The following is a 24,042-nucleotide window of genomic DNA, read 5'->3' on the forward strand; positions in this document are numbered from 1 at the left end:
GGCAAGGGCTCGATGAACACACTCATTTCACCGCTACCGGACGGACGGCCGATCGCCTGCCTGAAGCTCCGGACTGGCCGTTCCGATTGCATCGCGCAGTTCTATCCCGCGCTCTATCAACTCGACCTCGACCGTGACGGCCAGGTGGAGCGGATCGACCTGGGTTTCTCCGGCAGCCGGGTACTCGAACGCCTGTTGCAAAGCCCCGGAGACGTGGTCGCACGCGACGAGCTGCTGACCCACGCCTGGTCCGACCGCGTCGTCGGCCAGGGCAGCCTCAACCAGCAGATCTACACCCTGCGCCAGGTGCTGGCGGACGAGAAGCAGCGACAGATCATCCAGACGCTGCCGCGCCGCGGGTACATGTTCAACCCGCAGTATCTGGTGGGCCAGGCGAGCGAGTCGGAAGTGGAAGCAGAAGTGGTCGATGCCACGCCGGAAGTGATTCCACTGCAGAGCCCCGCAGCCGCGCCGCGAACGCCGAATCTGCGGCGCCTGAAATTCGCCGCAGCCAGCCTCTGCATCCTCGGCCTGCTGGTCCTCTCCGGCGCCTTCTACTACACCCAGTTGCGCAGCCCGGTCCTTACCACCGAACAGAACCTGGGCTCGCTGCAGATCACCTACGTCGAAGACAACGAACAGGACCTGCAACGCCTGATCCGCAACACCCGGCCGCTGGCGCACCAACTGGCCGACCTCGCCACCCGCCCCATCGGCCTCATGCTGCACATGACCTCGGGCTTCTACGAACTGGTCTGCGTGCAACCCGAAGGCCACTCCAACTGGTTGCTGATCCACGAGAGCCAGGTCGCCCGGATTCCCCAGGAGCAGTTGCGCAAGTGCCTGAACTGAACCTACGCCGCCAGGCCGGCGTGGCGCGCCGCTGCCTGGTGATCTCGCTTTTCGGTATCGCCTGCCTGGCGCTGGCGCTGGGCATGCTGTGGAAGCACGCGCGCAGCACCTCGGCTATCGACGGCCGCTACGCGTCCTCCGGGCAGGTGCTGCTGGGCAGCGGCAAGGTGCTGGAAATCGCCCAGACCACCATGTTCCACGAAGGGCGCTTCTACTCGATGATCCAGCAGGACGCCAACATCCTCGAGGTCTCGGGCAACGTCGGCAGCGACCTCGGCGGGCGCTACCAGTTGCAGGTGGAAGAGAACAGCATCAGCAACCTGCAGGCCGACAGCGGCCTGGACAGCGAACTGATCTTCAACCTGCTCTACGGGCGCCAGCGCGGCGCACGCATCACCCTCGAACCCCTGGGCGAATGCCTCTACGGCGTGGAAACGCGCCAGGTATTCTGTCCGCGTCACCCCCGCGATCGCTGACCCGCTCACAACTGCAACGCCGGCTTGGCCGCTGCCGCGGGTGTCGACGCCTCGACGGCCGCAGAAGCCGGCGCCTCGATCTTCTCCGGTTGTGCTGGCTGCGGCTCGACCAGCTTCGCGCCGGAGGCCGAGTAATGCACCTGTGCGTAACTCTCGCCGAAGATTTCCCGGTAGAGGCTCTCCGCCCTGTGGGTCAGCAGGAGGATCTCGATGCGCCGGTTGGCGCCGCTCTCGGGGTCCTCCGGGCGTAGCGGCATGACGTCGGCCTGGGCCGCCACCTGCAGCACATGGCCTGCCGGCAGGCCGCTGTCGACCATCACGTTGCGCGCGCGCAGGGCGCGGTCGCCGGAGAGGTTCCAGTTGTTGTAGCCATCGGGCCGGCGGTACTGCACCGCATCGGTGTGGCCGCTGAGGATCAACTTGTTCTGCACCTTGGACAGCACGCCGGACAGCGCGCCGAGCAGCGTCTGGAAATGCGGATCGAGGGTCGCCTGGCCACGGGCGAACATGAAACGCTGCTGGTCGTCCTTGATCAGGATGCGCAGCCCCTGCGGCACCACCGTCACCTCGATGTTGGCCAGCGCATCGACCTTGCCGGACACCTCGCGGATCAGCTCGGCCAGCTCGCGCAGGTCCTCGTTGCTGTCGTACTGGCGGCCGTCCTGCTGCGTGCTGGCGTCCTTCGCCTGCTCGCCGGCCTTGCCCTGCTTGCCGGCGTCCAGGGCGAGTTGCGGCGCCGGTTTCTCCGGCGTCTTGATCGGTTGCGGCATGCCGTCGAGCTCGACGGGCGTGCGGCTGGCACCATCGAACACGCCGGCGCCGCCATCTACCACCGGGTTGGCATCCTGGTCGCCCACCGCCACCGGTTGCGGCTCGGTCTGCGGGTGAACGATCCACAGCACCATGAACAGCGCCATCATCGCCAGGGTGAAGTCGGCAAAGGCGACCTTCCAGGCGCCGCCGTGCTCGTCATCGTGGCCCTTCTTGCTGCGGCGCTTGATGATGACTTCGCTGTGCTTGTCGGCACGTTTCTTCATGCTGCGTCCCGCTCTTCCTCGAAGCGGGTGACCCAGGTCTCCAGCTGCTTGAAGGCCGGCTTGACGTCCTGCTCGATCAGCTTGCGGCCGGCGTCCACCGCCAGCAGCGTGGGCTTGCCGGCGACGTGGGCGACCAGGGTGGTGCGCACGCATTCAAGCGCCGACAGTTCGGTCTTCACCCGCTGCGCCATGGCGTTGGACAGCGGGTCCATCAGGCAGTAGCAGACGAAGATGCCGAAGAAGGTGCCCACCAGCGCGGCGGCCACGTGGGCGCCGATCTCGGCCACCGAGCCGCCGATGTTGCCCATGGTGATGATGATCCCCAGGATCGCCGCGAGAATGCCGAAGCCGGGCATCGCCTCGCCAACCTTGTGCAGCGACTTGGACGGCTGCAGCAGGGCGTGCTCCATGGCGTCCAGTTCCTGTTCGAGGAAACCTTCCAGCTCGTGGGCGCTGATCTTGCCCATGGCCATCAGGCGGAAGTTGTCGGCGATGAATGCCATCAGGTTCTTTTCCTGGAGGATCAGCGGGTAGCGGGCGAACAGCTCGCTCTGGTCCGGCTCCTCGATGTGCGCATCGAGCACCTTCAGGCCGCCGACGTCGACCATCTCCAGCAGCTCGTAAAGCAGCATCAGCAGCTGGCGCTGGAATTCCTCGCCGCGGCGCTTGAAGACGAACACGCCCTTGATCTGCGAGCACATCTCCAGCAGCACTTCGCGGGGGTTGGCGACGACCAGGGTGCCCAGGCCCGCGCCGAGGATGATGATCATCTCCGCCGGCTGCCAGAGCGCGCGCAATTCGCCGTGGGCCATGGCGTAGCCGCCGAGCACGCAGGCGATGATGATCAGGGCGCCGATGATTTTCTGCATGGTTTGGGATTCTTCAGGGAGTGTCGGGGGTGTTGAGGAAACGGCTGCACTTGCCGATCGCCTGCTTCATCAGCTGGCAGATGCGCGCATCGGTCAGCTCCAGCACCAGGGCGATTTCCTTGAGGTTCAGTTCGTGCTGGTAATACAGGTTGAGGATCAGCCGCTCGCGCTCATTCAGGCGCTCCAGCGCCTGGGCCAGCAGGCGTTCCTTGAGCACGCGCTCTTCCAGCGCATCGCCGCTGGCCTGCACGCCGTCGTGGCCGCTCTGCAGCAACGCGTCGAAGCTCTCGAGGGCCTCGGAGGACTCGGCGCGCAGGTAATCCTGGTAGCCCGCCTCGTCGAGGCCGGTGGCGGCGAGCACTTCCTCGTCGCTGGGCACGCGACCGAGTTGGCGCGCCAGCGCGCGGATCGCATCGCGCACCTTGTGCGCCTGCTGCCGCACCTGGCGGGGGCGCCAGTCCTGGCGGCGCAGTTCGTCGAGAATGGCGCCGCGGATGCGCAGCGCGGCGAAGCGGCCGAACTGCTCGTCCGGCTCGCCGTAGCGACGCAGGCCTTCGAGCAGGCCCATCAGGCCGATCTGCTCCATGTCCTCGCGGTCCAGCACCTGGTTGGCCTGCAGCGACAGCTGGCTGACGATGCGCCGCACCAGTGGCAGGTACTGCATCATCCAGCGCTGCTCGGCCGCCGGCGACAGGCGCGCATGGCCGCCCTCGGGGCTGTCGTAGCCGCCGACGCCACTGGCATAGCCGTGAGCAGGATCGCGAAGGGCGTGCATGGCGGCCTACTGGACGATCATCTTGCTGAGCAGCACGTGCTCGAAGGGCACCACCACCTTGCGCGCGGCGAAGTCGTCGATCACCGCCTTCTCCAGGCGCGTCTGCACCTCGCCGATGGGCATGGCGCGCAGCACTTCGAACTTCTCCGGCGTCAGGTTGGCGACCACCGAGCTGCGCACCATGGGCGCGACGCTCTCCAGCTTCTTGCGCTCCTGCTCGGCCCTGGCCTGCAGCACCAGGTCGATCACGAAGTAGTGCTCGCGGTCTTCGCCGCGGGAGCTGACGATGATCTTCTCCACCGGCACGAAGAGGTATTCGGCGCTCTCCTGCTCCTCCTCCGTTGCATCTTCCTTGGCTGCCTCCTTGTCGGAAGCGGCGGCGGCCGGGGCGAGGCTGGCGGACTTGATCATCTTGTAATTGACGAACACGCCGCCCAGCACGACGGCGATATTCACGATGAGCATCAGTAGAACGAGACGCGGCGTGGACATGGGGTTTCTCGAAAAATCCTGTGGGGGTGCGGGCCGCGGGCGGCCTACACGGTAATCAGTACGTCGCTGTCGCCACGCGGCGCGGAGCGCTCGCCCACCTGCGCATCACGCGGGTTGGCGGCGACCGCGAGCGGTTCTTCGGCAAAGCGCTGGCGGTTCTGCTGGCCCTGCTGGCCGGACTGCGAATCGGACGAAACCTGCACGTTGACCTGCAGGAAGTTCTGCCCGACCAGTTCCTGGCGCAGGCGCTCACTGGTGTTCTGCAGCAGGCGCACGACGTCGCCGCTGGACGCGGAAATCTGCACGTTGAGCTGCCCGGCCTCATGGCGCACGAGGATTTCCATGGCGCCCAGCTCTGGCGGATCAAGGCGGATCGTGGCGTTCTGCACGCGCTGGCCGAGTTGCAGCTCGACGTTGTCGCGCAGGGCGCTGACCATCTGCTCGCCCCAGTGGGCCTCGTTGCTGCCCTTGAGGTGCAGCAGCTTGTCGAACAGCGGCGACGCCGGTGCAGTAGACGAGGCGGGCGTGCTGCTGTCGGTCATCGGAAGACGCGCGTCGAGCGCGCCGGCGGGCAACGTCGGTACGGCGGAGTCCGGGGTCTGTGCGGCAGCAGCCAGGTGCTGTTGCAGCAATGCCTGCGCCTGACTCTGGGTCGCCTCGCGCGGTGCCGGCTGCGTGGGTACGGCCGGCTCTTCGGGCAGGTCGGCGGGCGGCAGCAGCACGTCTTCGGGCTTCACTGCGGCGGGCGCCGGCTGCGCCTGGCCATCCACCGCCTGGGTGGCGAAACCGGCCACCTGGGCGTGGGTCCGGGCCGCCGGGTTATCCCGCGCCTGCACCACCAGCCCAGCCTGGCCAAGCATGCCGGCGAGCCAGTTTTCCGCGCCGGAGGGCGATGCTTCTTCGCTTGCCCGGCCCTGCGTATCGTCGTCGCGGGTATCGACGGGCAACTCCTCCGGCGGCAGCGCAGCCTCGGCTTGCTGCACCGGCTCCTCGGCCTGCGCGGTATCGAACTGGGCGAGGAACGACTGCACGCTGATGGTTCGCTCGCCGGCATTCGACTGCGCCGGCGGCTGCGCACGGAATCCCGCCACAGCAGCAGTGTCGCCGCCGTCGCGGCGCGAGTCCTGCGAACGCGCCTCGGCCACCGGGCGTGTAGCACGGTCGGTGGTCGGCAGCGCTTGGGTCGGCAACTGGATCACGGTCTATCGACCCTCCTGGTACGTATCCACCTGCATGTACGCCGAGCGACCCTCGGCGTATTCCAGGTGCGAGAGCAGCAGGCGGCGCAGGCGCTCGCACTCTTCGGCACAGGCCTGTGACGCCTGCTCGTGCAGACGTTTCAGGTGCTTCTTGGCCAGCAGCACGTCGGCGGCCAGCCCGGTCTGCGATGACATCGCCACCAGTTGCGCGCGGATCGCCAGGTCGACCTGCCCCATGGCTTTCCAGTCCTTGCGCTGCAGCGCCGCGCCGAGCCGTTCGTACAACTCGAGCAGGCGCCGGCGATCATCCACGGGCGGCACTCACGCCCTCCCAGCCTTCACGCAGGATGCCCAGCAGGCGCACGACCTCATCGATCCCGGCGACTTCCAGCGACACACTGACGTCGGAGAGCCGGTAGATGCAGTAGTCATACAGGCGCGCCAGGCCCTGCACGGTCTCGCCGCCGTTCTCGTAGTCGAGTGCGCCGTTGAGGCCGTTGAGGATGTTCAGGCACTTCTCCAGGGAGCGGCCCTTCTGCTGGTAGCGCTTGTGCTCGATATGCCCGCGGGCGCGGGCCAGTTCGTCGAGCAGGCCGTCGAACAGCACCAGCACCAGTTCGTAGGGCGAGGACGAGGCGGCCTTGGATTCCAGGTCGATCATCCGGTAGCTGTCGTAGCTTTCGTTCATGCCGTAGGCGGTCATCCGAACATCCCGCTGGTCTGGTCCATCGACTGCATGGTCTGCATCATCGAGGTGTACTGCTTGAGGTAGCGCGCGTAGTAGGTGTCGTACTGCTTCTGCAGGTTGTCGTAGTCATCGTCGACGCGGCGCAGGCTGTTGTTCAGGGCGTCCTTGCGGTTCTTCATGACGCCATTGGTGCTGTTGGTGTAGACGGCGACACCCTTGTCCAGGCTGTCGAGCAGGTTGCCCTTGCCCATGAACAGCTTGTCCAGGGCCTCGGGTTCGCTGGCGATGGCTTTCTCGAAACGAGTGGCGTCGAGGGTCAGCTTGCCGCTGCGGTCGGCGCTGATGCCCAGGGTGATCAGGTTGGCGCCGCCGAAGCTGGTACGGACCATCTGGTTCAGCGCGTTCTCGATGGCACGCACGCTGGAGTCGCCGGCCAGGGCGCCGCGGGCGTTGCCGTTCTGGTCGCCGGCGGCGGTCAGGCTGTCGATGGTGCTGGCCAGGGCGTTGAAGGCGTCGATGAAGGTCTGCACCTTCTTCTTGGTTTCGCTCTGGTCCTGGGCGACGGTCAGGCGGATCGGCTGTTCGCCGGACTTCTGCGCCTGGGTGAAGGTTGCGCTGACACCATCGATGATGTTGTCGAAGGTGTTGCTGGCGTTGGTCAGCAGCATGCCGTTCTCGCCACCCAGGCGGACGCGGGCGTCCTGGGCCTTGGACAGCTCCTGCGGGTTGCCGATGGCGTTCTCGAAAGCGCTGTTGGCGCTGTCCGTGCCGCTCAGCGACAGGCTGATGGCATTCGCCGCACCGGACTTCTCCGCGCCCAGCACCAGCGAGACCTGGCCGTTGCTGCGCACCAGGGTGGCCTTGACACCGGTGTTGTCGGTGGCCTTGTTGATTGCGGCGGCCAGTTCGTCCAGCGAGTTGGCGCCGTCGCCGTCGGTGTCGATCTTGCTCAGGTCGATGTCGAACGACTTGCCGTTCTGGCTGAGGGTCAGGGTGCCCTGGGTGTCGATGTCGCCGGCCTGCAGGCCGGAGAACGACAGCTGGTGGCTGGTGGCGAGCTGCTCGACGAAGAAGTCGTAGCTGCCGGGCACGGCGTTCTTGTCCACCTTGGCGCTCAGGTAGCCGTCCTTGCTGGTGGTGGCGCTGTTGACCAGCATGCTGGTGTTGCTGCCGGTCACGCCCTGCAGGCTCTTCACTGCCGAGGAGAAGGTCTTGAGCGCCGACTCCAGGGAAGTCACCGCGGTCAGCTGGGACTGGTACGACGACTTGTTGCGATCAGCCTTGTTCAGGCCGTTCTGCACTTCGTACGTGGCCAGTTGCTGAGCCATGCTTTTGACGTAATCGGAATCTATGGTCGCCATCTGAATCCACCTCTTTGTGCCCCCTCTGCATAAGGTCAGGAGCAATTACGATGCCAATGCCGTAAGGCCCGCCGCTCAAGGCTTTGCATGCTTTCCGGGGAGAAGGCGAACTTCCGCCCGGCGTGGTTTGGCGCGCAGCGGGAAGCGGCATTTCCGCCTGCCGGGCGCGCACCCTGATGCAGAGGAAGGGCGACCGTGGGGAGGGATTCGTTAAACCATTTCGGCAGGTTGTTTTTCGAGGGAATCCTGCACGGGGGCTGCCCTCTCCCCCGCCCTCTCCCTGAAGGGAGAGGGCGCCAATCAGCGTGGCCGAGAGGCACGGAGTTCCGCTTGATGCCGTACGGTCCCCTCTCCCGCTTGCGGGAGAGGGCTAGGGTGAGGGGCTTTGTGCGCTGCACAGAGGCACAGGAGTCCGCTCCTACGAATTCGGTCAGTACAACTGCCGCGAATACACCGGCTGCTCGCGCGGATCGCCCATCAGTTGGCTGAGAATGTCGTGGTGCATCGCCAGCAGCTTGCCGTTGCGCTCGTTGAGGCGCTTGCACTGGGCGGTGAGCTGGCCCAGCTGCTGCCACTCCTGCTGGAGCTCCTCGCGGCGCGGCGGCTGGTAGCTGGACAGCAGCGTACGCATGCCTTCAGCGTCCATCGGCAGCTGGAAGGCGCGCAGCACGCGGCTACGGCGCTGCGCACGGCCGGCGACGGCATCGAGCAGCGCCTGGATATCGGGATTCAGCGCTTCGATCTGCGCACTGTCCCGCGCCAGCAGGTGGCGATACAGCTCCTGCAGGCGCTCGCGCAGCGCCAGGCAATCGCGGCCATCCTGCTGGATGTCCTGCTCGATCACCTGCAGCAACCGCGCGCGCTGGGTCATGCGTCGCTGCCGCGATGGTAGGAAAGAATGCTGGTGGCGAGCAGGCGGGTGTCGTTGGCCAGGTCGCCATTCATCAGGGCACGGCGGATTTCGGCAACCCGGTCCTGGTCCACGTCAGGCATGGCGCGCAGGGTTTCCTGCATCTCGTCCAGGCGCAGTGAATCGCTGACCGGCGCGCTGGCGCCGGCCTCTGCCACGGGAGCGGCGCGCTCGCTGCGTGCGCTCTTGGCGGACTCGCTGGTGGCCAGCGCGACGCTGGTCAGTTGCCGGGTGATTTCCATGGTCGGTATCCGAGTATTTCTGGGGCTTTCCCTCAGAGGGCGACCGCCCCGAAGGAAAACTTAAATGCCGTGTTCAGAGTTCGCCAAACGGCCGGCGCATAACGCGGAACGGGTTATCCGCCATGTCCGCAGGCCAGACTCAAGCCCTGGCACGCCACCAGGACTGCGCGGCGAGGCCATCCTGGATTTTCTGTTCCTGCTGCGCAAGCTGCGTCTGCCACTGGCCGACCTTGGCCTCGATCACCTGGGTCAGCACCTTCTCGCTGCGCATCGCGGCCAGCAACTCGCCCTGGATGCGCGCCAGGGCCTGCTCGGCGACCTCCAGCTCGCGGCGCTGCAGCTGCAGCATCTTGTGCAGCGTCACCTTGTACTGCTGCTGGTTGTGCCGCTGCAACGGCGTGCTGGTGGCGACACTGAAGCCGCACAGGCGGTCGAGCCCGGTGATGTTGTTGCGGTAGCGCTGGCACAGCGTCTGCTGGTAATTCACCCGGCCCAGCAGCTCGCGGACCTTGCCGCCGCGCACGTCGGCGAGGCGCCCAAGCATGTCGATCTGCGCCTTCATCAGCGGCTACCGACGATGCTTTGCAGGGTGGCGACGCTGTTGCCGAGCTCGGCGCCGTCCGCCGTTTCCTGCCTCAGGTAGCGCTCCAGCATCGGTGCCAGCTGCACCGCGCGGTCGGTCTTCACGTCCATTCCTGGCGTGTAGCCGCCCAGCGGGATCAGCTCCTTGATGCGCTCGTAGGTGCCACTGAATTCCTTGAACTGGCGCGCTGCAGAGAGATGCACCGGGTCCGCCACCTGGCTCATGCAGCGGCTGACCGAGGCACCGATGTCGATGGCAGGGTAATGTCCGACATCCGCCAGGCGCCGCGAGAGCACGATGTGCCCGTCGAGGATGGCGCGGGCGCAGTCGACGATCGGGTCCTGGTGGTCGTCGCCCTCCGCCAGCACGGTGTAGATGGCGCTCAGGCTGCCCATCTCACCTTCGCCGTTGCCGGCGCTCTCCACCAGTTCCGGGAGCATGCCGAACACCGACGGCGGGTAGCCCTTGGTCGCCGGCGGCTCGCCSAKGGCCAGGGCGATCTCGCGCTGGGCCTGGGCGTAACGGGTCAGGGAATCCATCAGCAACAGGACGTTCTTGCCCTTGTCGCGGAAGTACTCGGCGATACGGGTGCAATACTGCGCGGCGCGCAGGCGCATCAGCGGCGCATCGTCCGCCGGCGAGGCGACGACCACGGAACGCTTGAGGCCTTCCTCGCCGAGGATGTGCTCGATGAACTCCTTCACCTCGCGGCCCCGTTCACCGATCAGCCCGACCACGATGATGTCGGCCTTGGTGAACTTGGTCATCATGCCCAGCAGCACGGATTTACCGACGCCGGTACCGGCGAACAGGCCCAGGCGCTGGCCGCGGCCGACAGTAAGCAGCGAGTTGATCGAACGGATGCCGACGTCCATCGGCTCGTGGATCGGGTCGCGCGCCAGCGGGTTGATGATCGGGCCATCCATCGGCACCCAGTCCTCGGCGCGCATGCCGCCCTTGCCGTCCAGCGCACGGCCGACGCCGTCGAGCACGCGGCCGAGCATCGACATGCCCATGGGCAGACGGCCGGAATCCGGCAGCGGCACCACGCGGGCGCCGGGGGCGATGCCGACGAGGCTGCCCACCGGCATCAGGTAGATCTTGCTGCCGGCAAAGCCCATGACTTCGGCCTCCACCTGCACGGGATGATAGCCGCCGTCGTTGATCACCTGGCAGCGGCTGCCAACGGCGGCCTGCAGGCCTTCGGCCTCCAGCGTCAGGCCGACCATGCGCAGCAGGCGGCCCTCCACCACCGGCTGGGTCGGCAGGCTCACGGCATCGCTGTAGCCTTGCAGGCGGCGGGCGAAGCTGACGCGATCAAGGCGCATCGAGGTCGCCCTGGCCAGCGTCGAGGTCCACATGCAGGTCAGGCTCCAGCGCGTGGGTCGCCTGGTCGCGCTGCTGCTCGAAGAGTTGCTTCACGGCCTGGGCCAGGCGCGTCTCGACAGAGGCGTCGATGCGCGAATGTTCGGTCTCGATACGACAACCGCCGGGCAGCAGGCCGTCGTCCTCGATGATCTTCCAGCTTTCCTCGTGGCGATCGCGCAGCGCCTTCACCAGTTCGAAGTCCTGCGGGTTGACCTGGATACGGATGTTGCTGGCGCCCATGGGCAGCAGCTTGAGTGCCTCGCGCAGCACCAGGCGGATCTGGCTGGAATCGGTGGCCAGTTCGCGCTGCACCACCTGGCGCACCACGTGGGTCACCAGGTTGAGCATGCCTTGTTCGAGCATCTGGTCCTGCTCGGCGATGGGCTCGAGCAGGTGCGACATCAGGGTTTCGAGATTCTGCAGGCGCGGTTGCAGAGCCGCGTCGGCTTCCTGGCGCGCCTTCAGCTGGCCGGCGTGGAAACCGTCCTTCTCGCCGGTGGAAAAGCCCTCGTTGTACGCCTCCTGGCGAATCGCCTCGAGCTCGTCCAGCGTCAGTGGCTTGACCTCTTCCTCCGGCACCTCTTCGATCTGCGGTTGTTCGTCGAGCACCGGCTCGGGTTCGGGCTCGGGTTCCGGGGCCGGCCGGGCCGGGTCGAAACTGGGCAGCGACCAACGATCGAACCCCACGGTATCGCGGGCCCGGATCAGCTCGCTGAGCTTGTCCTCGTCCTTGACCAACTTAGATCATCTCCTCGCCGCCCTTGCCGCCGAGCACGATCTCGCCGGACTCGGCCATACGCCGGGCAATGGTGAGGATTTCCTTCTGCGCGCCTTCCACTTCGCTGACGCGCACCGGGCCCTTGGCCTCCAGGTCGTCGCGCAGCAGCTCGGCGGCACGCTTGGACATGTTGCGGAAGATCTTCTCGCGGATCGCCTCGTCCGAGCCCTTGAGGGCCAACACCAGCACGTCCGAGGAGACCTCGCGCAGCAGCGCCTGGATGCCGCGGTCGTCGACGTCGGCGAGGTTGTCGAAGACGAACATCAGGTCTTCGATCTGGCCCGACAGGTCCTCGTCGACTTCGCGGATGGCGTCCATCAGCGCGCCTTCGACCGAGCTGTCGAGGTAGTTCATGATGTCTGCCGCGCGCTTCACGCCGCCCATGGTGGTGCGGGTGGAGTTGGCGTTGCCGGCGAACTGTTTCTCCAGGATCAGGTTCAGTTCCTTGAGCGCGGACGGCTGCACGGTGTTGAGCGAGGACACGCGCAGGATGATGTCCAGGCGCACCTTGTGGTCGAAGTGGCTGAGCACTTCGCCGGCCTGGTCCGGGTCGAGGTAGGCGACCACGATGGCCTGGATCTGCGGGTGCTCATAGCGGATCACGTCGGCCACGGCGCGCGGCTCCATCCACTTCAGGCTGTCCAGGCCGCTGGTATTGCCGCCCAGCAGGATGCGGTCGATGAGGTTGTTCGCCTTGTCCTCGCCCAGGGCCTGGGTGAGCATCTTGCGGATGTAGCTGTCGGCGCCCACGCCCAGGCTGGTCTGGTCGCCGACGATCTCGACGAACTCGCCCATCACCTGCTCGACCTGCTCGCGGTGCACATTGCGCATCTGCGCCATGGCCACGCCGACCTTCTGCACTTCCTTCGGGCCCATGTGGCGCAGCACCTGCGCGGCATCGGTCTCACCCAGGGAGAGCAGGAGGATGGCAGCCTTGTCGACCTTGTTCAGTTTGGCGCTCATGCGGGCTTCACTCATCGGAATTGATCCAGTCCTTCACTACCTGGGCTACACGCCCCGGGTCCTGGGCGACCAGACTCTTGATCGCATTCAATTGTGCATCGTACCCCTCGGAGGGGCTCGGCAGCAGGATGCTGGCCGGGCCGCCGAGGCTCACGCGGTCTTCGGACAACTCGCCCTCCAGACCACCCAGCTCGCCCAGGCCGCCTTCGCCTGCGCCGCCGGCCACCAGAGCCTTGCTCTTGTTGCCCGACAGGTTGTTCAGCACCGGGCGCAGCACGCCCAGCACCAGCACCAGGATGAAGACGATGCCCAGCACCTGCTTGACCACATCCCAGAACCAGGGCTGCGAGTAGAACGGCGGCGAGGCAATTTCATCACCCAGTTCCGGGGCGAACGGCGCGTTGATCACGCTGACGCTGTCGCCACGGCTGGCGTCGTAGCCTACCGCGTCCTGCACCAGACGGGTGAAGCGCCCCAGTTCGTCGGCGGTCCAGGGCTGGTGGCTGACTTCGCCGGTTTTCGGATCGGCGATCACGCGGTCATCCAGCACCACCGCGACGGAAAGCCGGCGCAGGCGACCCTGCTGCTGCTTGGTGTAGCTCACCGAGCGGTCCAGCTCGTAGTTGCGGGTGTTCTGCTGGCGCTTGTCGGTCGGGTACGGAGCCAGTTCCGGCTTGCCGGTCTTCGGATCGATGATCGTCTGGCCGTTGGCGTCCTTGAGCGGTTGACCCGGAGCGACGAAATCCGCGCCGGCGTTCTGACCGGTGGTCTGCGGCGCGCTGGCCGGGTTCGGCGGCTGGTTCGACAGCGCACCCGGCACGCCCTGCGGGCCGTTGCTGTTCTGCCGTTCCTCGTTGTTCACCTGTTCGCTGCGCAGGGCCGGCTGGTCCGGGTTGAACGACTCGGAGGTGGATTCCACCGCGCTGAAGTCGACGTCGGCGGACACCTCGGCCTTGTAGCGGCCATTGCCCAGGACCGGCGCGAGGATGCTGTGCACGCGCTGGGTGAAGTTGCTTTCCATGCGGCGGGTGAAGTCGAACTGCTTGCCGGCCATGGTCAGCTCGGAGAGCTCCTGCTGGTCGGAAAGCAGATTGCCCTTCTGGTCGACCACGGTGACCTGGGACTTGTCCAGTTCCGGCACGCTGGTGGCGACCAGGTTGACGATGGCCAGCACCTGGCTTGGCTCCAGGCTGCGGCCCGGGTACAGCTCGACCAGCACCGAGGCGCTGGGCTTGCGGTCGTCACGGACGAACACCGAGCTCTTCGGGATCGCCAGGTGCACGCGGGCACCCTTGACGTTGTTCAGGCTGGCGACGGTGCGCGCCAGCTCGCCTTCCAGGCCGCGACGGTAGTTGGTCGCTTCCATGAACTGGCTGGTGCCCAGCGCCTGCTCCTTGTCGAGGATCTCGAAGCCGACGTTGCTGTCTGTCGGCGCCAGGCCCGCGCCAGCCACTTTCATGCGCGCACGGCCGAGGTCATCGGCTTTCACCAGCAGCGCGCCGGAGTTGGGCTCGATCTTGTAGCCGATATCGGCGGCGGACAGCGCCTCGACCACCTTGTTCGCGTCGACGCCATTGAGGCTGCCGTAGAGCGGCTTGTAGTCCGGCTGCTGCGACCACAGGACCATGCCGAAGCCGACGGCGATGCTCGCGGCCAGGCCGACCAGCAGACCGACCTGGCGCAACACCGGCATGTCCGCGAGGTTCTCGAGGAAGGCCAGGCCCAGCAGCGGCTTTTTCGGCGCGTCGGCGCCGACCTTGGCCGGAATCTGGCTATCAACAACGGAGGCTTGGGACATTACCTACGATCCTCGCCGATCAAACCGGCATCTGCATGATGTCCTGGTACGCCTGCACGAGCTTGTTGCGTACCTGGGTCATCGCCTGGAAAGAAACACTGGCCTTCTGCGAGGCGATCATCACGTCGGTGAGATCGACCCCTTTCTGCCCCATCTCGAAGGCGGAGGCCATGTCGGAGGCGGCCTGCTGGGTACCGTTCACCTTGTCCACGGCCTGGCCGAGCATCTGCGAGAAGCTCGGCGCCCCCGCTTCGACCGGCGCCGCCTGCGTCGTCTTCGCCTTGGCCATGGCCTCCATTTGCATGGAGCGCATTTCCAGCAGCAGACGATTGAACTCGATACCCTGACTCATCACTTACCCCTCCGACCGGCCGCGGTTTTTTGACACTGCGCGGCGCTTTGCAGAGGTGATTGCAACTTGGGTGCCAGGTTTTCGGGGCGTAGGAAAAATGCGAGAGATGGCTCTGGAATGGGGACTGCAGGCTGAGTGACCGGGTGTTGCGGGCAGAGGTACTGGCGTACGGTCAAGGGCCCCTCACCCCGGCCCTCTCCCAGAGGGAGAGGGGGCAGGTCGGCGTGGCCGGTTGGGCAGGCATTCAGCCGGACATTGCGCTACAGCAGAACGGACGCCAATTTTCCAACCGGCAGAGGACATCCCCCTCTCCCTCTGGGAGAGGGTTGGGGGTGAGGGTAATCATCCCGCACCGGATTCGACCGCCAATCGAAGCGCTTCCAGCACAGCATCAGTCCCCACCAAGACATCGTGATTCCAACAGCGCAAAACGCGAATCCCCTGCCCTGCCAGCCAGACGTCACGCTCTCGATCATGCGCAGACTCCAGATGCTGCCCACCATCCAGTTCCACCGCCAGCCGCAGCGCATGGCAATAGAAATCCAGCACATAGCGCCCGCACGGCACCTGCCGGCGAAACTTCAGGCCAAGAAAACGCCTATCTCTTAACGCTGCCCACAAGCTCAGCTCAGCGTCGGTTTGCCGCCGCCGTAGCTGCCGCGCAAATGCCACCTCGTCCATGGTTCGCTCCCAGGTCGATCGACCTGGGAGAAAGGTCCGACATTCCCATGCAGGAGGCAGCCAGACGAGAACACCAGCGCTCCACAGAAACCACCGAGCCCAACCAAGAAAAGGCCCGCACGAATGCGGGCCAAGAGGGGTTGTCCATTCGCCATTCAACTGGCGTAGAGATAAGCCTCCACATCCATGCCGGCGTCTCGCATTTGCGCGAGCTTGTAGCGCAGGGTGCGCGGGCTGATGCCCAGGCGCTCGGCGGCTTCCTTGCGGCGGCCGCGCTCGCTGCGCAGGGTGTCGATGATCATCTGGAACTCGCGGCGCTTGAGGTCTTCGCCCAGCTGCCCGGCCTCGGTGGAGGCGACTGACGGAATGTCGACGCTGGCAGAAACCGGCGGCGGCGCCGATGCCGGCACTGCCGACAACACCGGGCGCGGTGCCAGGCCGATGGGCGAGGTCAGGCACAGATCAGCGGCCAGCACCTGGCCGCCCTGCTGCAGGATCAGCGAGCGCTGGATGGCGTTGTCCAGTTCGCGCACGTTGCCCGGCCAGGGGTGCGTCAGCAAGGCGGCGCGGGCGCAATCGGCCAGGGTGACGGGTGCGTGGTTCATCTTGCGCGCGTACTTGGCCAGCAAGCGTTCGGCCAGCGGCAGGATATCGGCGGGACGCTCGCGCAGCGGGCGCCACGCCAACGGGAATACCGACAGGCGATAGTAGAGGTCCTCGCGGAAACGCCCGGCAGCCACCTCGCCGAGCAGGTCGCGGTTGGTGGTGGCGAGCACGCGGATATCCAGGCTGATCGGCTTGCGCGCGCCGACACGCTCCACCTCGCGCTCCTGCAGCACGCGCAGCAGCTTGGCTTGCAAGGCCAACGGCATCTCGGAAATTTCGTCGAGCAGGATGGTGCCCCCGTCAGCCAGTTCGAACTTGCCCGGCTGGGCAGCGATGGCCCCGGTGAAGGCCCCCTTCTCGTGGCCGAACAGGGTGGCCTCGAGCATGTTGTCCGGAATCGCCGCGCAGTTGATTGCAACGAACGGCTTGCCGACGCGGGGCGACTGCTGGTGGATGTACTGCGCCAGCACCTCCTTGCCGGTACCGGACTCGCCGGAGATCAGCACGGTGGAATCGCTCCGTGCAACACGGGCAGCCAGCTCCAGCAATTGCTGGCTGGCGGGCTCCAGGGCTACCGGGCCTTCGCCGGCACTGGCCGATACGGCCCCGAGCGCGTGGCGGGCCACCAGCTCCAGCAGCGCACGCGGCTCGAACGGTTTGACCAGGTAGTCGGCAGCGCCCTGGCGCATGGCATCCACGGCGCGGTCGACGGCGCCATAGGCGGTCATCAGCAGCACCGGCAATTGCGGGTAGCGCTTGCGGATCAGGCCGAGCAACTGGTGCCCGTCCATGCCCGGCATGTTGACGTCGCTGATCACCAGGCTGAAGGCATCCTTCTCCAGCGCTGGCAGCGCCGCTTCGGCGCAATCGACGGCAATGAAGTCGTGCCCGCCGAGCGACAGGGTGTCGCAGAGGGCTTCACGAAGGGCGCGGTCGTCTTCGACCAGCAGGACTTTGGCGGCCATGGAAATCACTCCTCGTGGACGGCGGATTGAGCCAGGATCAGCGGCAGGACCAGGGTGGCGCAGGTACCGAGACCCGGCCGCGAGCGCAGAAGCAGTTCACCCTGGTGAGCCTTGGCGACAGCTTTCACCACCGCGAGGCCGAGGCCGGTGCCGGTGGTCTTGGTGGTGAAGAAGGGTTCGCCGAGACGCGCCAGGGTTTCGGCGCTCATGCCCGGACCGTTGTCGCTGACGCTCAGGCGCAGGCTGTTGCCACGCTGGTAGAGGTGCACCTTCAGGCGCACTTCGCGGCCAGCGGCCTGGATGGCGTTCTCCACCAGGTTGAGTACGGTGCCGACCAGCGTGTCGCGGTTGCACAACAACTCGCCCACGCGAGCATCGCACTGCCAACGCAGATTGAGGCCGGCGACGTGGGATTCGGCCGCCGCGCGAAGGCTGCTGAACAGTTGGTTGGGGGCGAGACGGTCCGGCAATGGCAGCTCGCCGCGAGCGAATACCAGCATGTCGCGCACCTGGCTTTCCAGCTCGTGCAGGCGCTCCTTGATGCGGCCGGCAAAGCGTTGCTGCTGCTCGACCGGCAGCTCGCCTTCGCTCAGGTGGCCGGCGTAAAGCATGGCGGCGGACAGCGGGGTGCGTATCTGGTGAGCCAGGGAAGCGACCATGCGGCCGAGGGCGGACAGGCGCTCGTGACGGGCAAGCTGGTCCTGCAGACGACGGGTTTCCGTCAGGTCGTTGAGCAGGATGAGCTGGCCGGGTTCGCCGTTCAGCGGGCGGATGGCGATGGACACACGGCGACCATCGCGCAGGGAAACTTCGTGGCCGTCGTCGGCACGCGGGGCGAAGCTACGGGAGATGACCTCGCGCCAGAGCATGCCCACCAGCGGCTTGCCGAGCAGGGCGACCGCCACCGGATTGGCGTCGCGTACCACGCCCTGGCCGTCGATCATGATGACGCCGCCGGGCAATACGTCGAGCAGGCTTTGCAGGCGGTTGGCCTGGCGTTCCTTCTCCGCCAGCTCCTGCATGCGCTGCGCGCTGACCAGGGCCAGTTCGCCCTTGAGCTCGGTGACGCGGGCTTCCAGCAGGCTGTAGGACTGGTTGAGCTGGCTGGACATCTGGCTGAACAGTTCGAAGGTCTGCTCCAGATGGGCGCGGCTCTGCTGCTCCACCGGCACCTGCTCGGAGGGCCGGGAAGCGAGTTCAGTCTGGCGATGGGTGGCGGGCATCATGCGGTTTTTCCTCATCCGTCCGACGGCGTGAATCTGTCGGTCGGATGAGTCTTAGCAAACCGCGTGCCTAAAAATTACTCGTTATATTTCAATAACTTGAAAAAACGAGTGTGACGGAGGCGTCAATCCTCCGCCATTTCCTCTTCGCGGCGGCTCATGCCGTACTTGCGCATTTTCTCCACCAGGGTGGTCCGGCGGATGCGCAGGCGTTCGGCGGCTCGGGCGACGACACCACTGGCGTCGTCCAGCGCCTGCTGGATCAACCCCTGCTCCAGGTTGGCCAGGTAGTCCTTCAGGTCGATGCCCTCGGCCGGCAGCATGGCCGGCGAGTCCAGGCCCGGCAGGCCGGCGGTGATCGCCGCGCGCTCTTCCAGTTCCTCGCGCAGGCTGGTCGCCAGTTGCTCGTCCTCGTCGTCGACGTGACGGAATTTCTTCGGCAGCTCGCCCACTCCGATCACGCCGTAGGGATGCATGATCGCCAGACGCTCGACGAGGTTGGCCAGCTCGCGCACGTTGCCCGGCCAGTCGTGACGGCAGAGCGACATGATGGCGGCCGAGTTGAAGCGGATCGAACCGCGCTTCTCGTGCTCCATGCGCGAGATGAGTTCGTTCATCAGCAGCGGGATGTCCTCGACGCGCTCGCGCAGCGGGGCCATCTCGATGGGGAAGACGTTGAGGCGGTAGTACAGGTCCTCGCGGAAACTACCGTCCTCGATCATCTTCTCGAGGTTCTTGTGGGTCGCGGCGATGATGCGCACGTCGACGTTCTGCGTCTTGTTGCTGCCCACGCGCTCGAAGGTGCGCTCCTGCAGCACGCGCAGCAGCTTGACCTGCATCGGCAGCGGCATGTCGCCGATCTCGTCGAGGAACAGCGTGCCGCCGTTGGCCAGCTCGAAGCGGCCCGCACGCGTGGTGATGGCACCGGTGAACGCGCCCTTCTCGTGGCCGAACAGTTCGCTTTCCAGCAACTCCGCCGGAATCGCGCCGCAGTTGACCGGCACGAATGGCGCATCGCGGCGCTTGGAGTGGTAGTGCAGGTTGCGCGCCACCACCTCCTTGCCGGTGCCGGATTCGCCGAGAATCAGCACGCTGGCATCGGTATCGGCGACCTGCTGCATCATCTGCCGCACCTGCTGGATGGCACGGCTGGTGCCCACCAGGCTGCGGAACAGGTTGGGTTCGCGCTGGCGGCCACGCTCACGGGCCTGGTCGTACATCTCACGGTAGACCTGGGCGCGGTGCAGGGAGTCGAGCAGCTTGTTGTAGCTGGGCGGCATCTCGAGGCTGGCCAGCACGCGGCGGCGCAGTTCCTCGGGCCATTCGTTGGGCACCGGCTCGCCCATCAGCAGCACGGGCAGGTATTCGTCCCAGGCAGCGAGCTGCTTGAGCAGCTCAAGCGCCCCGCCCTTGCTTTCCACAGCGCCGACCAGCACGCAGAGCACGTCGCGGCTGCCATTGGGCAGCGGGTCGACGATCTGCCGCCAGTCGCGGCTGTTGCAGGAGAGCTGGTCTTCACCCAGGAAGCTGATGATCACCGAGAGGTCCCGGCAACGGTCCTGGTTGTCATCGATCACGAGGATTTTGGTTTCGCGCCACATCTTAGCTTGTCATCCCGGGCTTGAAGGCCGTACTACGGCGGCTGACACGATCTGGCCACAGCACAAATTCCTCATGCTAGCCAGCATTTGGCCACTAGTTAAGTCAAAATTGTGGCTAGAGTCAAATTTATGGCGTGTTTTTTTTGATGAAGCCCGACGAAGGGTGTTGATCCTTGTCATGGCAATCGAACTGGAGGGTAGTTCGAAGCGCGGAAGGCGGCCAACGGTACCTGACCGATCACCGCCCGAAGAGAGCCGATCCGAATGGATCAGCCGAACATCTGGTAAACCTTGGCGCCCTGGTGGGAGCGATTGACGCGGACGATTTCGCCTGCCACCTCTTCGCGCTGCCGAGTGACAGCCTGGACCAATTCGCGGTAGAGCACCAGCAATCCTTCCAGGCTGCGCTTGAGTTCGCTGTCATCGTCCATCGGCTCGACCATCGCGGCATCGACGTGCTCGCGACACTGAAGGTCGAGCTGGGCGACCGCTTCCCAGTCTTCCTGGGCCAGTGCGGCCCCGAGAGCGAGGCGGGTCTGTTCGATCTGCTGGACGGCGAGAGTCATGTTCGGTATCTCCTGGCAGGCCGCAATCACGGAGCGATGGCGTCCCAGCCTTCCTTGAGGGTGCGCAGCAGACCCGAGACTTCGTCGAGCACCTGCACTTCGTTGCTGCGGTTGGCGTCGCCCAGGCGACGGCTCATGTAGTCGTAAAGGTTGGCATAGTTTTCCGCCACCTCGCCACCCGCCTCGAAGTTCAGCGCTTCGCGCAGACCGGCGATGATCGCGGTGGCCTTGGCGATCAGCATGCCCTTCTGCGCGAACTGCTCGCGCTCCATCGAGCCGCGCGCCTGGGCGATGCGGCTCAGGCCACCTTCCATCAGCATCTGGATCAGACGATGGGGAGAGGCGTCGTGCACCTGCGACTGGTTGTTCACATTCTGGTACTGGCGCAGCGCTGCCGAAGCGTTCATCTGATTTCCCCTTGATTCGCTGAACGATCAAATCGTCGATATTCAAAGTATCGGCGCAGGCGGGAAAACCTTTAGGCAAAAATCAGCACGGGCGTACGGCCCCGCAACCCGCCACAGAGCGGCGGGCCGCTCAGGAATCAGCTGTCGGAACTGCTGGTCTTGTTCAGCGCGTTGAGCGTGGTCAGCACACTGGACTTGGTGGCGTTGAGCTGGGCGACCAGGGAGTCCATGGCGTTGTACTTGGCCATCAGCGTGGTCGTCAGCTTGTCCATGCGATCGGTCAGCTTGGTCTGCTGATCCGCCAGGTCGCTGAGGGTGCCGTTCAGCGCCGAAGTGCGTTGATCGAGCAGGCCATTGGTCTTGGTATAGGCGTCGAGGTTGCCGCTCATGCGCGAGAGCAGGCCGCCGGAGCCGGTGAAGAACCCCTGCACCGAGGCGAAATTCTGCTCCAGCGCCTTGTCCAGCTTGTCGCTGTCTACCGCCAGGGTACCGTCGGTCTTGGTCGAAATACCCAACTGCGACAGCAGCTTGATGCTGCCGCCTTCGGTAGAGGAGCCGACCAGCTCGCTGCGCATGGTATTGAGCAGCGTGCGCGTCATGGCGTCACTGGCCAGCGATGCCGCCGAGGTGGTCGGATTGCCGTCGGCGTCCATGGTGTTGGTGATCTTGGTCAGCGAGTTGATCGAGGTCATCAACGCGTTATAGGCATCGACGAAAGACTGGACCGAGGTCTTCAGGCCATCGGTGTTGGTATCCACCGTGACGGTGGACTTGCCCACATCGACCAGATCGAACTCGACGCCACTGATGGCGCTGGTGATCTTGTTCACCGAGCTGCTCATCTCCAGGCCGTCGATGGTGTAGCTGGCGTTCTTCGCCGGCTCGTCGACATAACCGCCGGTCGTGGCGCTGGCCTTGGTGCCGGCGCCGTCGATCTTGAGCACACCGAGACTGGAATCCCCGGTGGTGGCGATGCTGATGTCGCTGCCAGCGCCGGTGACGCTGGAACCCAGCACCAGGCGGGGGCCGTTGGAGTCGGTGATGATGTTCGCGGTGATGCCGCTGGACTTGAGCTGACTGTTGATGCTGTCGCGGATGTCCGACAGGCTCGCGCCGGCAGCGACGCTGACCTTATAGGTGCTGCTGCCCTGGGAGATGCTCAGGGTGCCCGCGCCGAAGGTGGCCGCCTTGTCGATGTACTGCGTTGCCACCTTGGAGCTAGTGGCCAGGTTCTTCACCTCGATCTTGTATGTGCCCGCTGCAGCCCCGGTGCCCAGGGTGGCAGTCAGCGCATCGGCGTTCGAGCTTTTCACCGCCAGACCGGCAAAGGAGTTGGAGCTGGAGTCGTTGAGCTTGCTCAGCGCTGTCTGGAAAGTCGACAGGGCGCTCTTGAGCGAACCGATACCGGAGAGCGTGGTATTGGTCGCGGTCTTCTGATTGGTGATCTGACTCTGTTTCGGCGCCTTCTGCGCGTTCACCAGCGAAGTCACGATGGAGTCGATGTCGTATCCCGACCCCACACCATTGATCGAAGTCCCGGCCATTTGCCTACCCTCCTGTCCAAATTTCTGGCGGAATTGACTTTACCGCCTGCGTCTACCAACGCCCCATTCAAGAATCGCGCCAGATCTCTCGAAATCTGGGATCAGGCGCGTTCGCTGAACAGCAGATTACCCGCTTCTTTCAGGCTTTCTGCCAACTTGAGTGCAACTTCCGAAGGAATCTGCCGAATAACCTCGCCAGTATCCGCGGCCACAACCTTTACGACGGTTTCGCCACTGGCATCATCGACCGAGAATTCCAGGTTGCGCTGTACCGACTGGGCCTGTTCACGCAGCCGGCTGACGGCTTCGTTCAGGCTTCGGCGGTTATTGGCCGGCGACTCCTTGGCGCTCTGCGGCAAGCTGTTGCCGCTGGCCGGCTTGCTGCCCGCGGCGGCGTTGTCGGCCGGTCGCAGGGTGTTGATTCCGAGGCTGGTATCCATCAGGTTTCCCCCTCCACACGCAAAGCAAGAAAGGGCGCTGGGCGCCCTTCCTTCCATTTATAGCCTTTCGGCAATCCCTTACTGGAGCAGCTTCAGGACTGCGGACGGCAGCTGGTTGGCCTGGGCCAGTACCGCGGTGGCGGCCTGTTGCAGGGTCTGCTGCTTGGTCATCTGCGCCGTTTCCGAAGCGAAGTCCACGTCCTGGATGGTGCTGCGTGCGGCAGTGGCGTTCTCGGAGACGTTCTGCAGGTTGGAGATGGTGCTGTCCAGACGGTTCTGGATGGCGCCCAGTGCGGAACGCTGGGTATCGATCTGCTTCAGCGCGGCGTCGATGACCTGGGTGGCCTTCTGCGAGTTGGTCGAGTCGGAGATGTCCAGTTTGTCGACGCTGCTGTAGGAGGTGATGGCAGTCGCGGCAGCCAGACCCAGGGTACTGGCGAGGTCACCACTGGTTGCAGCGCCAGTAGTGACGTCGATGTCCTTGCCGGAGGTCAGGATCAGCTTGCCGGAGGCGTTAACGTTTGCAGACACGCCGGTGACGTTGGTGTTGATCGCTGCGGCGATATCGTTGGCACTGGCGCCCTTGGCGATGCTGACAGTGGTGCCGTTAATGGTCAGGGAGCCGGCAGCAGATACGGTACCGCCACTGCCGTTGGTGTCGGCGGTGATGGCGTTGCCACCGGTTTCGCTGGCCAGGACCGAGGTGCCCTTCAGGGCCGAGGCGCTCATGTCGCCCAGGGTGAAGCTCACGGTTTCGTTGGCGTTGGCGCCGACCTGGAAGGTCAGGGTACCAGTGCCGCCAGCGGTGCCGTCGAGCAGCTTGATGCCGGAGGTACCGCCACCGAAGGTGGTGGTCTGGGAAATACGGGTCAGTTCAGCGGTCAGCGACTTGAACTCCTGGTTCAGCGACGCCTGGTCTTCGGTGCTGTTGGAGCCGTTGGCGGACTGCAGGGACAGTTCACGCATACGCTGCAGGATGTTGGTGGACTCCTGCAGGGCGCCTTCGGCGGCCTGGGCGATGGAGTTGGCGTCCTGGGCGTTCTTCACAGCCACATCGAGGCCTTTGACCTGGCTGGTCAGACGGTTGGATATCTGCGAGCCGGCGGCGTCGTCCTTGGCGCTGTTGATACGCAGGCCGGTGGACAGACGGGTCATCGAAGTGGTCAGGGAGTTGGAGGCCTTGGTCAGGTTCTTTTGAACCGACAGCGAGGCGATGTTGGTATTAACGGTAAGAGCCATGACGGATTCCTCGTATTAGGGCTAGGT

The 24,042-nt window shown here is 65.3% G+C and carries 27 protein-coding genes; 2 read left to right on the top strand and 25 right to left on the bottom strand.

Features of this window, described 5'->3' with window-relative positions:
• The first annotated feature begins 12 nt into the window (after window positions 1-12).
• Window positions 13-852 carry a transcriptional regulator gene (locus tag A9513_RS30000; protein ID WP_038803755.1) on the top strand — a complete coding sequence of 280 codons (840 nt, stop codon included), beginning with the start codon at window positions 13-15 and terminating at the stop codon, window positions 850-852.
• Window positions 840-1,328 (top strand): hypothetical protein, encoded by a 489-nt coding sequence (locus tag A9513_RS30005; protein WP_141678551.1) that lies wholly within the window; start codon window positions 840-842, stop codon window positions 1,326-1,328. The genes A9513_RS30000 and A9513_RS30005 overlap by 13 nt, the downstream gene beginning before the upstream one ends.
• Window positions 1,329-1,333: 5 nt before the next feature.
• Here the strand turns inward: A9513_RS30005 and A9513_RS30010 are convergent, their stop codons facing one another.
• From A9513_RS30010 to A9513_RS30130, 25 genes are all read right to left on the bottom strand, one after another.
• Window positions 1,334-2,365, bottom strand: a complete 1,032-nt coding sequence (locus A9513_RS30010; protein WP_065086314.1) for an OmpA family protein — start codon at window positions 2,363-2,365, stop codon at window positions 1,334-1,336.
• Complete coding sequence (gene motA, locus A9513_RS30015) at window positions 2,362-3,234, bottom strand: flagellar motor stator protein MotA (protein ID WP_024766288.1); 873 nt, start codon at window positions 3,232-3,234, stop codon at window positions 2,362-2,364. The genes A9513_RS30010 and motA overlap by 4 nt, the downstream gene beginning before the upstream one ends.
• A 13-nt stretch (window positions 3,235-3,247) precedes the next feature.
• Window positions 3,248-4,009 carry a FliA/WhiG family RNA polymerase sigma factor gene (locus A9513_RS30020; protein WP_065086315.1) on the bottom strand — a complete coding sequence of 254 codons (762 nt, stop codon included), beginning with the start codon at window positions 4,007-4,009 and terminating at the stop codon, window positions 3,248-3,250.
• Between the two features lie 6 nt (window positions 4,010-4,015).
• A complete protein-coding gene (locus A9513_RS30025) occupies window positions 4,016-4,501 on the bottom strand; it encodes a flagellar basal body-associated FliL family protein (protein ID WP_024766286.1) in 486 nt (161 codons plus the stop codon).
• Window positions 4,502-4,545: 44 nt separating this feature from the next.
• Entirely contained in the window at window positions 4,546-5,700 is a 1,155-nt protein-coding gene (locus A9513_RS30030) for a flagellar hook-length control protein FliK (RefSeq protein ID WP_065086316.1), read from the bottom strand.
• Window positions 5,701-5,703: 3 nt separating this feature from the next.
• Window positions 5,704-6,021, bottom strand: coding sequence for a hypothetical protein (locus A9513_RS30035; protein WP_024766284.1), 318 nt, complete (start codon window positions 6,019-6,021; stop codon window positions 5,704-5,706).
• Window positions 6,005-6,403, bottom strand: coding sequence for a flagellar export chaperone FliS (fliS, locus tag A9513_RS30040; RefSeq protein ID WP_037017149.1), 399 nt, complete (start codon window positions 6,401-6,403; stop codon window positions 6,005-6,007). Before fliS (A9513_RS30040) ends, A9513_RS30035 begins: the two co-directional genes overlap by 17 nt.
• A complete protein-coding gene (fliD, locus tag A9513_RS30045; RefSeq protein ID WP_065086317.1) occupies window positions 6,400-7,749 on the bottom strand; it encodes a flagellar filament capping protein FliD in 1,350 nt (449 codons plus the stop codon). The genes fliS (A9513_RS30040) and fliD (A9513_RS30045) overlap by 4 nt, the downstream gene beginning before the upstream one ends.
• A 430-nt stretch (window positions 7,750-8,179) precedes the next feature.
• Entirely contained in the window at window positions 8,180-8,620 is a 441-nt protein-coding gene (gene flgN, locus A9513_RS30050) for a flagellar protein FlgN (RefSeq protein WP_037014101.1), read from the bottom strand.
• Window positions 8,617-8,901 carry a flagellar biosynthesis anti-sigma factor FlgM gene (flgM, locus tag A9513_RS30055; protein ID WP_024766280.1) on the bottom strand — a complete coding sequence of 95 codons (285 nt, stop codon included), beginning with the start codon at window positions 8,899-8,901 and terminating at the stop codon, window positions 8,617-8,619. Before flgM ends, flgN begins: the two co-directional genes overlap by 4 nt.
• Before the next feature lie 139 nt (window positions 8,902-9,040).
• Window positions 9,041-9,463, bottom strand: a complete 423-nt coding sequence (locus tag A9513_RS30060) for a flagellar FliJ family protein (RefSeq protein WP_065086318.1) — start codon at window positions 9,461-9,463, stop codon at window positions 9,041-9,043.
• Window positions 9,463-10,845, bottom strand: coding sequence for a FliI/YscN family ATPase (locus A9513_RS30065; RefSeq protein ID WP_369690189.1), 1,383 nt, complete (start codon window positions 10,843-10,845; stop codon window positions 9,463-9,465). The genes A9513_RS30060 and A9513_RS30065 overlap by 1 nt, the downstream gene beginning before the upstream one ends.
• Window positions 10,802-11,590: a flagellar assembly protein FliH gene (gene fliH / locus A9513_RS30070; protein WP_024764938.1), complete on the bottom strand. Its 789-nt coding sequence runs from the start codon at window positions 11,588-11,590 to the stop codon at window positions 10,802-10,804. Before fliH ends, A9513_RS30065 begins: the two co-directional genes overlap by 44 nt.
• A 1-nt stretch (window position 11,591) precedes the next feature.
• Window positions 11,592-12,608 (bottom strand): flagellar motor switch protein FliG, encoded by a 1,017-nt coding sequence (fliG, locus tag A9513_RS30075; protein ID WP_017520274.1) that lies wholly within the window; start codon window positions 12,606-12,608, stop codon window positions 11,592-11,594.
• A complete protein-coding gene (fliF, locus tag A9513_RS30080) occupies window positions 12,601-14,391 on the bottom strand; it encodes a flagellar basal-body MS-ring/collar protein FliF (RefSeq protein WP_065086319.1) in 1,791 nt (596 codons plus the stop codon). The genes fliG and fliF overlap by 8 nt, the downstream gene beginning before the upstream one ends.
• Window positions 14,392-14,410: 19 nt before the next feature.
• Window positions 14,411-14,743, bottom strand: coding sequence for a flagellar hook-basal body complex protein FliE (gene fliE, locus A9513_RS30085; RefSeq protein ID WP_024764936.1), 333 nt, complete (start codon window positions 14,741-14,743; stop codon window positions 14,411-14,413).
• Window positions 14,744-15,085: 342 nt separating this feature from the next.
• Window positions 15,086-15,424 carry an endonuclease domain-containing protein gene (locus A9513_RS30090; RefSeq protein ID WP_065086320.1) on the bottom strand — a complete coding sequence of 113 codons (339 nt, stop codon included), beginning with the start codon at window positions 15,422-15,424 and terminating at the stop codon, window positions 15,086-15,088.
• Window positions 15,425-15,579: 155 nt separating this feature from the next.
• On the bottom strand, window positions 15,580-16,995 hold the full coding sequence (gene fleR, locus A9513_RS30095; RefSeq protein ID WP_065086321.1) for a sigma-54-dependent response regulator transcription factor FleR: 1,416 nt from the start codon (window positions 16,993-16,995) through the stop codon (window positions 15,580-15,582).
• Window positions 16,996-17,000: 5 nt separating this feature from the next.
• Window positions 17,001-18,221 (bottom strand): PAS domain-containing sensor histidine kinase, encoded by a 1,221-nt coding sequence (locus tag A9513_RS30100; protein WP_065086322.1) that lies wholly within the window; start codon window positions 18,219-18,221, stop codon window positions 17,001-17,003.
• A gap of 122 nt (window positions 18,222-18,343) precedes the next feature.
• Window positions 18,344-19,819 carry a sigma-54 dependent transcriptional regulator gene (locus A9513_RS30105; protein ID WP_065086323.1) on the bottom strand — a complete coding sequence of 492 codons (1,476 nt, stop codon included), beginning with the start codon at window positions 19,817-19,819 and terminating at the stop codon, window positions 18,344-18,346.
• 269 nt (window positions 19,820-20,088) lie between these two features.
• Complete coding sequence (fliT, locus tag A9513_RS30110; RefSeq protein WP_024764931.1) at window positions 20,089-20,385, bottom strand: flagellar protein FliT; 297 nt, start codon at window positions 20,383-20,385, stop codon at window positions 20,089-20,091.
• Window positions 20,386-20,411: 26 nt separating this feature from the next.
• Complete coding sequence (fliS, locus tag A9513_RS30115; protein WP_065086324.1) at window positions 20,412-20,792, bottom strand: flagellar export chaperone FliS; 381 nt, start codon at window positions 20,790-20,792, stop codon at window positions 20,412-20,414.
• A gap of 137 nt (window positions 20,793-20,929) precedes the next feature.
• Entirely contained in the window at window positions 20,930-22,336 is a 1,407-nt protein-coding gene (gene fliD / locus A9513_RS30120) for a flagellar filament capping protein FliD (RefSeq protein WP_065086325.1), read from the bottom strand.
• A 101-nt stretch (window positions 22,337-22,437) separates the two neighbouring features.
• The gene (locus A9513_RS30125; protein ID WP_065086326.1) at window positions 22,438-22,776 is read right to left on the bottom strand and encodes a flagellar protein FlaG; all 339 of its coding nucleotides are present in this window, start codon (window positions 22,774-22,776) and stop codon (window positions 22,438-22,440) included.
• A 78-nt stretch (window positions 22,777-22,854) separates the two neighbouring features.
• Window positions 22,855-24,015, bottom strand: a complete 1,161-nt coding sequence (locus tag A9513_RS30130; RefSeq protein WP_065086327.1) for a flagellin — start codon at window positions 24,013-24,015, stop codon at window positions 22,855-22,857.
• Between the last annotated feature and the right edge of the window lie 27 nt (window positions 24,016-24,042).

The sequence above is a fragment of the Pseudomonas sp. AU12215 genome (assembly GCF_001675465.2).
Taxonomy (GTDB): domain Bacteria; phylum Pseudomonadota; class Gammaproteobacteria; order Pseudomonadales; family Pseudomonadaceae; genus Pseudomonas; species Pseudomonas nitroreducens.

Excerpts from the sequence above, each read along its gene's own strand:
- flgM (WP_024766280.1), bottom strand. The coding sequence starts at position 8,901 with ATGGAAATCACCCGGCAACTGACCAGCGTCGCGCTGGCCACCAGCGAG.
- fliF (WP_065086319.1), bottom strand. The coding sequence starts at position 14,391 with ATGTCCCAAGCCTCCGTTGTTGATAGCCAGATTCCGGCCAAGGTCGGC.
- fliG (WP_017520274.1), bottom strand. The coding sequence starts at position 12,608 with ATGAGTGAAGCCCGCATGAGCGCCAAACTGAACAAGGTCGACAAGGCT.
- fleR (WP_065086321.1), bottom strand. The coding sequence starts at position 16,995 with ATGGCCGCCAAAGTCCTGCTGGTCGAAGACGACCGCGCCCTTCGTGAA.
- fliS (WP_037017149.1), bottom strand. The coding sequence starts at position 6,403 with ATGACCGCCTACGGCATGAACGAAAGCTACGACAGCTACCGGATGATC.
- A9513_RS30025 (WP_024766286.1), bottom strand. The coding sequence starts at position 4,501 with ATGTCCACGCCGCGTCTCGTTCTACTGATGCTCATCGTGAATATCGCC.
- A9513_RS30105 (WP_065086323.1), bottom strand. The coding sequence starts at position 19,819 with ATGTGGCGCGAAACCAAAATCCTCGTGATCGATGACAACCAGGACCGT.
- A9513_RS30020 (WP_065086315.1), bottom strand. The coding sequence starts at position 4,009 with ATGCACGCCCTTCGCGATCCTGCTCACGGCTATGCCAGTGGCGTCGGC.
- A9513_RS30090 (WP_065086320.1), bottom strand. The coding sequence starts at position 15,424 with ATGGACGAGGTGGCATTTGCGCGGCAGCTACGGCGGCGGCAAACCGAC.
- fliD (WP_065086325.1), bottom strand. The coding sequence starts at position 22,336 with ATGGCCGGGACTTCGATCAATGGTGTGGGGTCGGGATACGACATCGAC.
- fliT (WP_024764931.1), bottom strand. The coding sequence starts at position 20,385 with ATGACTCTCGCCGTCCAGCAGATCGAACAGACCCGCCTCGCTCTCGGG.
- A9513_RS30100 (WP_065086322.1), bottom strand. The coding sequence starts at position 18,221 with ATGATGCCCGCCACCCATCGCCAGACTGAACTCGCTTCCCGGCCCTCC.
- fliE (WP_024764936.1), bottom strand. The coding sequence starts at position 14,743 with ATGAGTCAGGGTATCGAGTTCAATCGTCTGCTGCTGGAAATGCGCTCC.
- fliD (WP_065086317.1), bottom strand. The coding sequence starts at position 7,749 with ATGGCGACCATAGATTCCGATTACGTCAAAAGCATGGCTCAGCAACTG.
- fliS (WP_065086324.1), bottom strand. The coding sequence starts at position 20,792 with ATGAACGCTTCGGCAGCGCTGCGCCAGTACCAGAATGTGAACAACCAG.
- A9513_RS30130 (WP_065086327.1), bottom strand. The coding sequence starts at position 24,015 with ATGGCTCTTACCGTTAATACCAACATCGCCTCGCTGTCGGTTCAAAAG.
- A9513_RS30125 (WP_065086326.1), bottom strand. The coding sequence starts at position 22,776 with ATGGATACCAGCCTCGGAATCAACACCCTGCGACCGGCCGACAACGCC.
- A9513_RS30060 (WP_065086318.1), bottom strand. The coding sequence starts at position 9,463 with ATGAAGGCGCAGATCGACATGCTTGGGCGCCTCGCCGACGTGCGCGGC.
- motA (WP_024766288.1), bottom strand. The coding sequence starts at position 3,234 with ATGCAGAAAATCATCGGCGCCCTGATCATCATCGCCTGCGTGCTCGGC.
- A9513_RS30010 (WP_065086314.1), bottom strand. The coding sequence starts at position 2,365 with ATGAAGAAACGTGCCGACAAGCACAGCGAAGTCATCATCAAGCGCCGC.
- A9513_RS30000 (WP_038803755.1), top strand. The coding sequence starts at position 13 with ATGAACACACTCATTTCACCGCTACCGGACGGACGGCCGATCGCCTGC.
- flgN (WP_037014101.1), bottom strand. The coding sequence starts at position 8,620 with ATGACCCAGCGCGCGCGGTTGCTGCAGGTGATCGAGCAGGACATCCAG.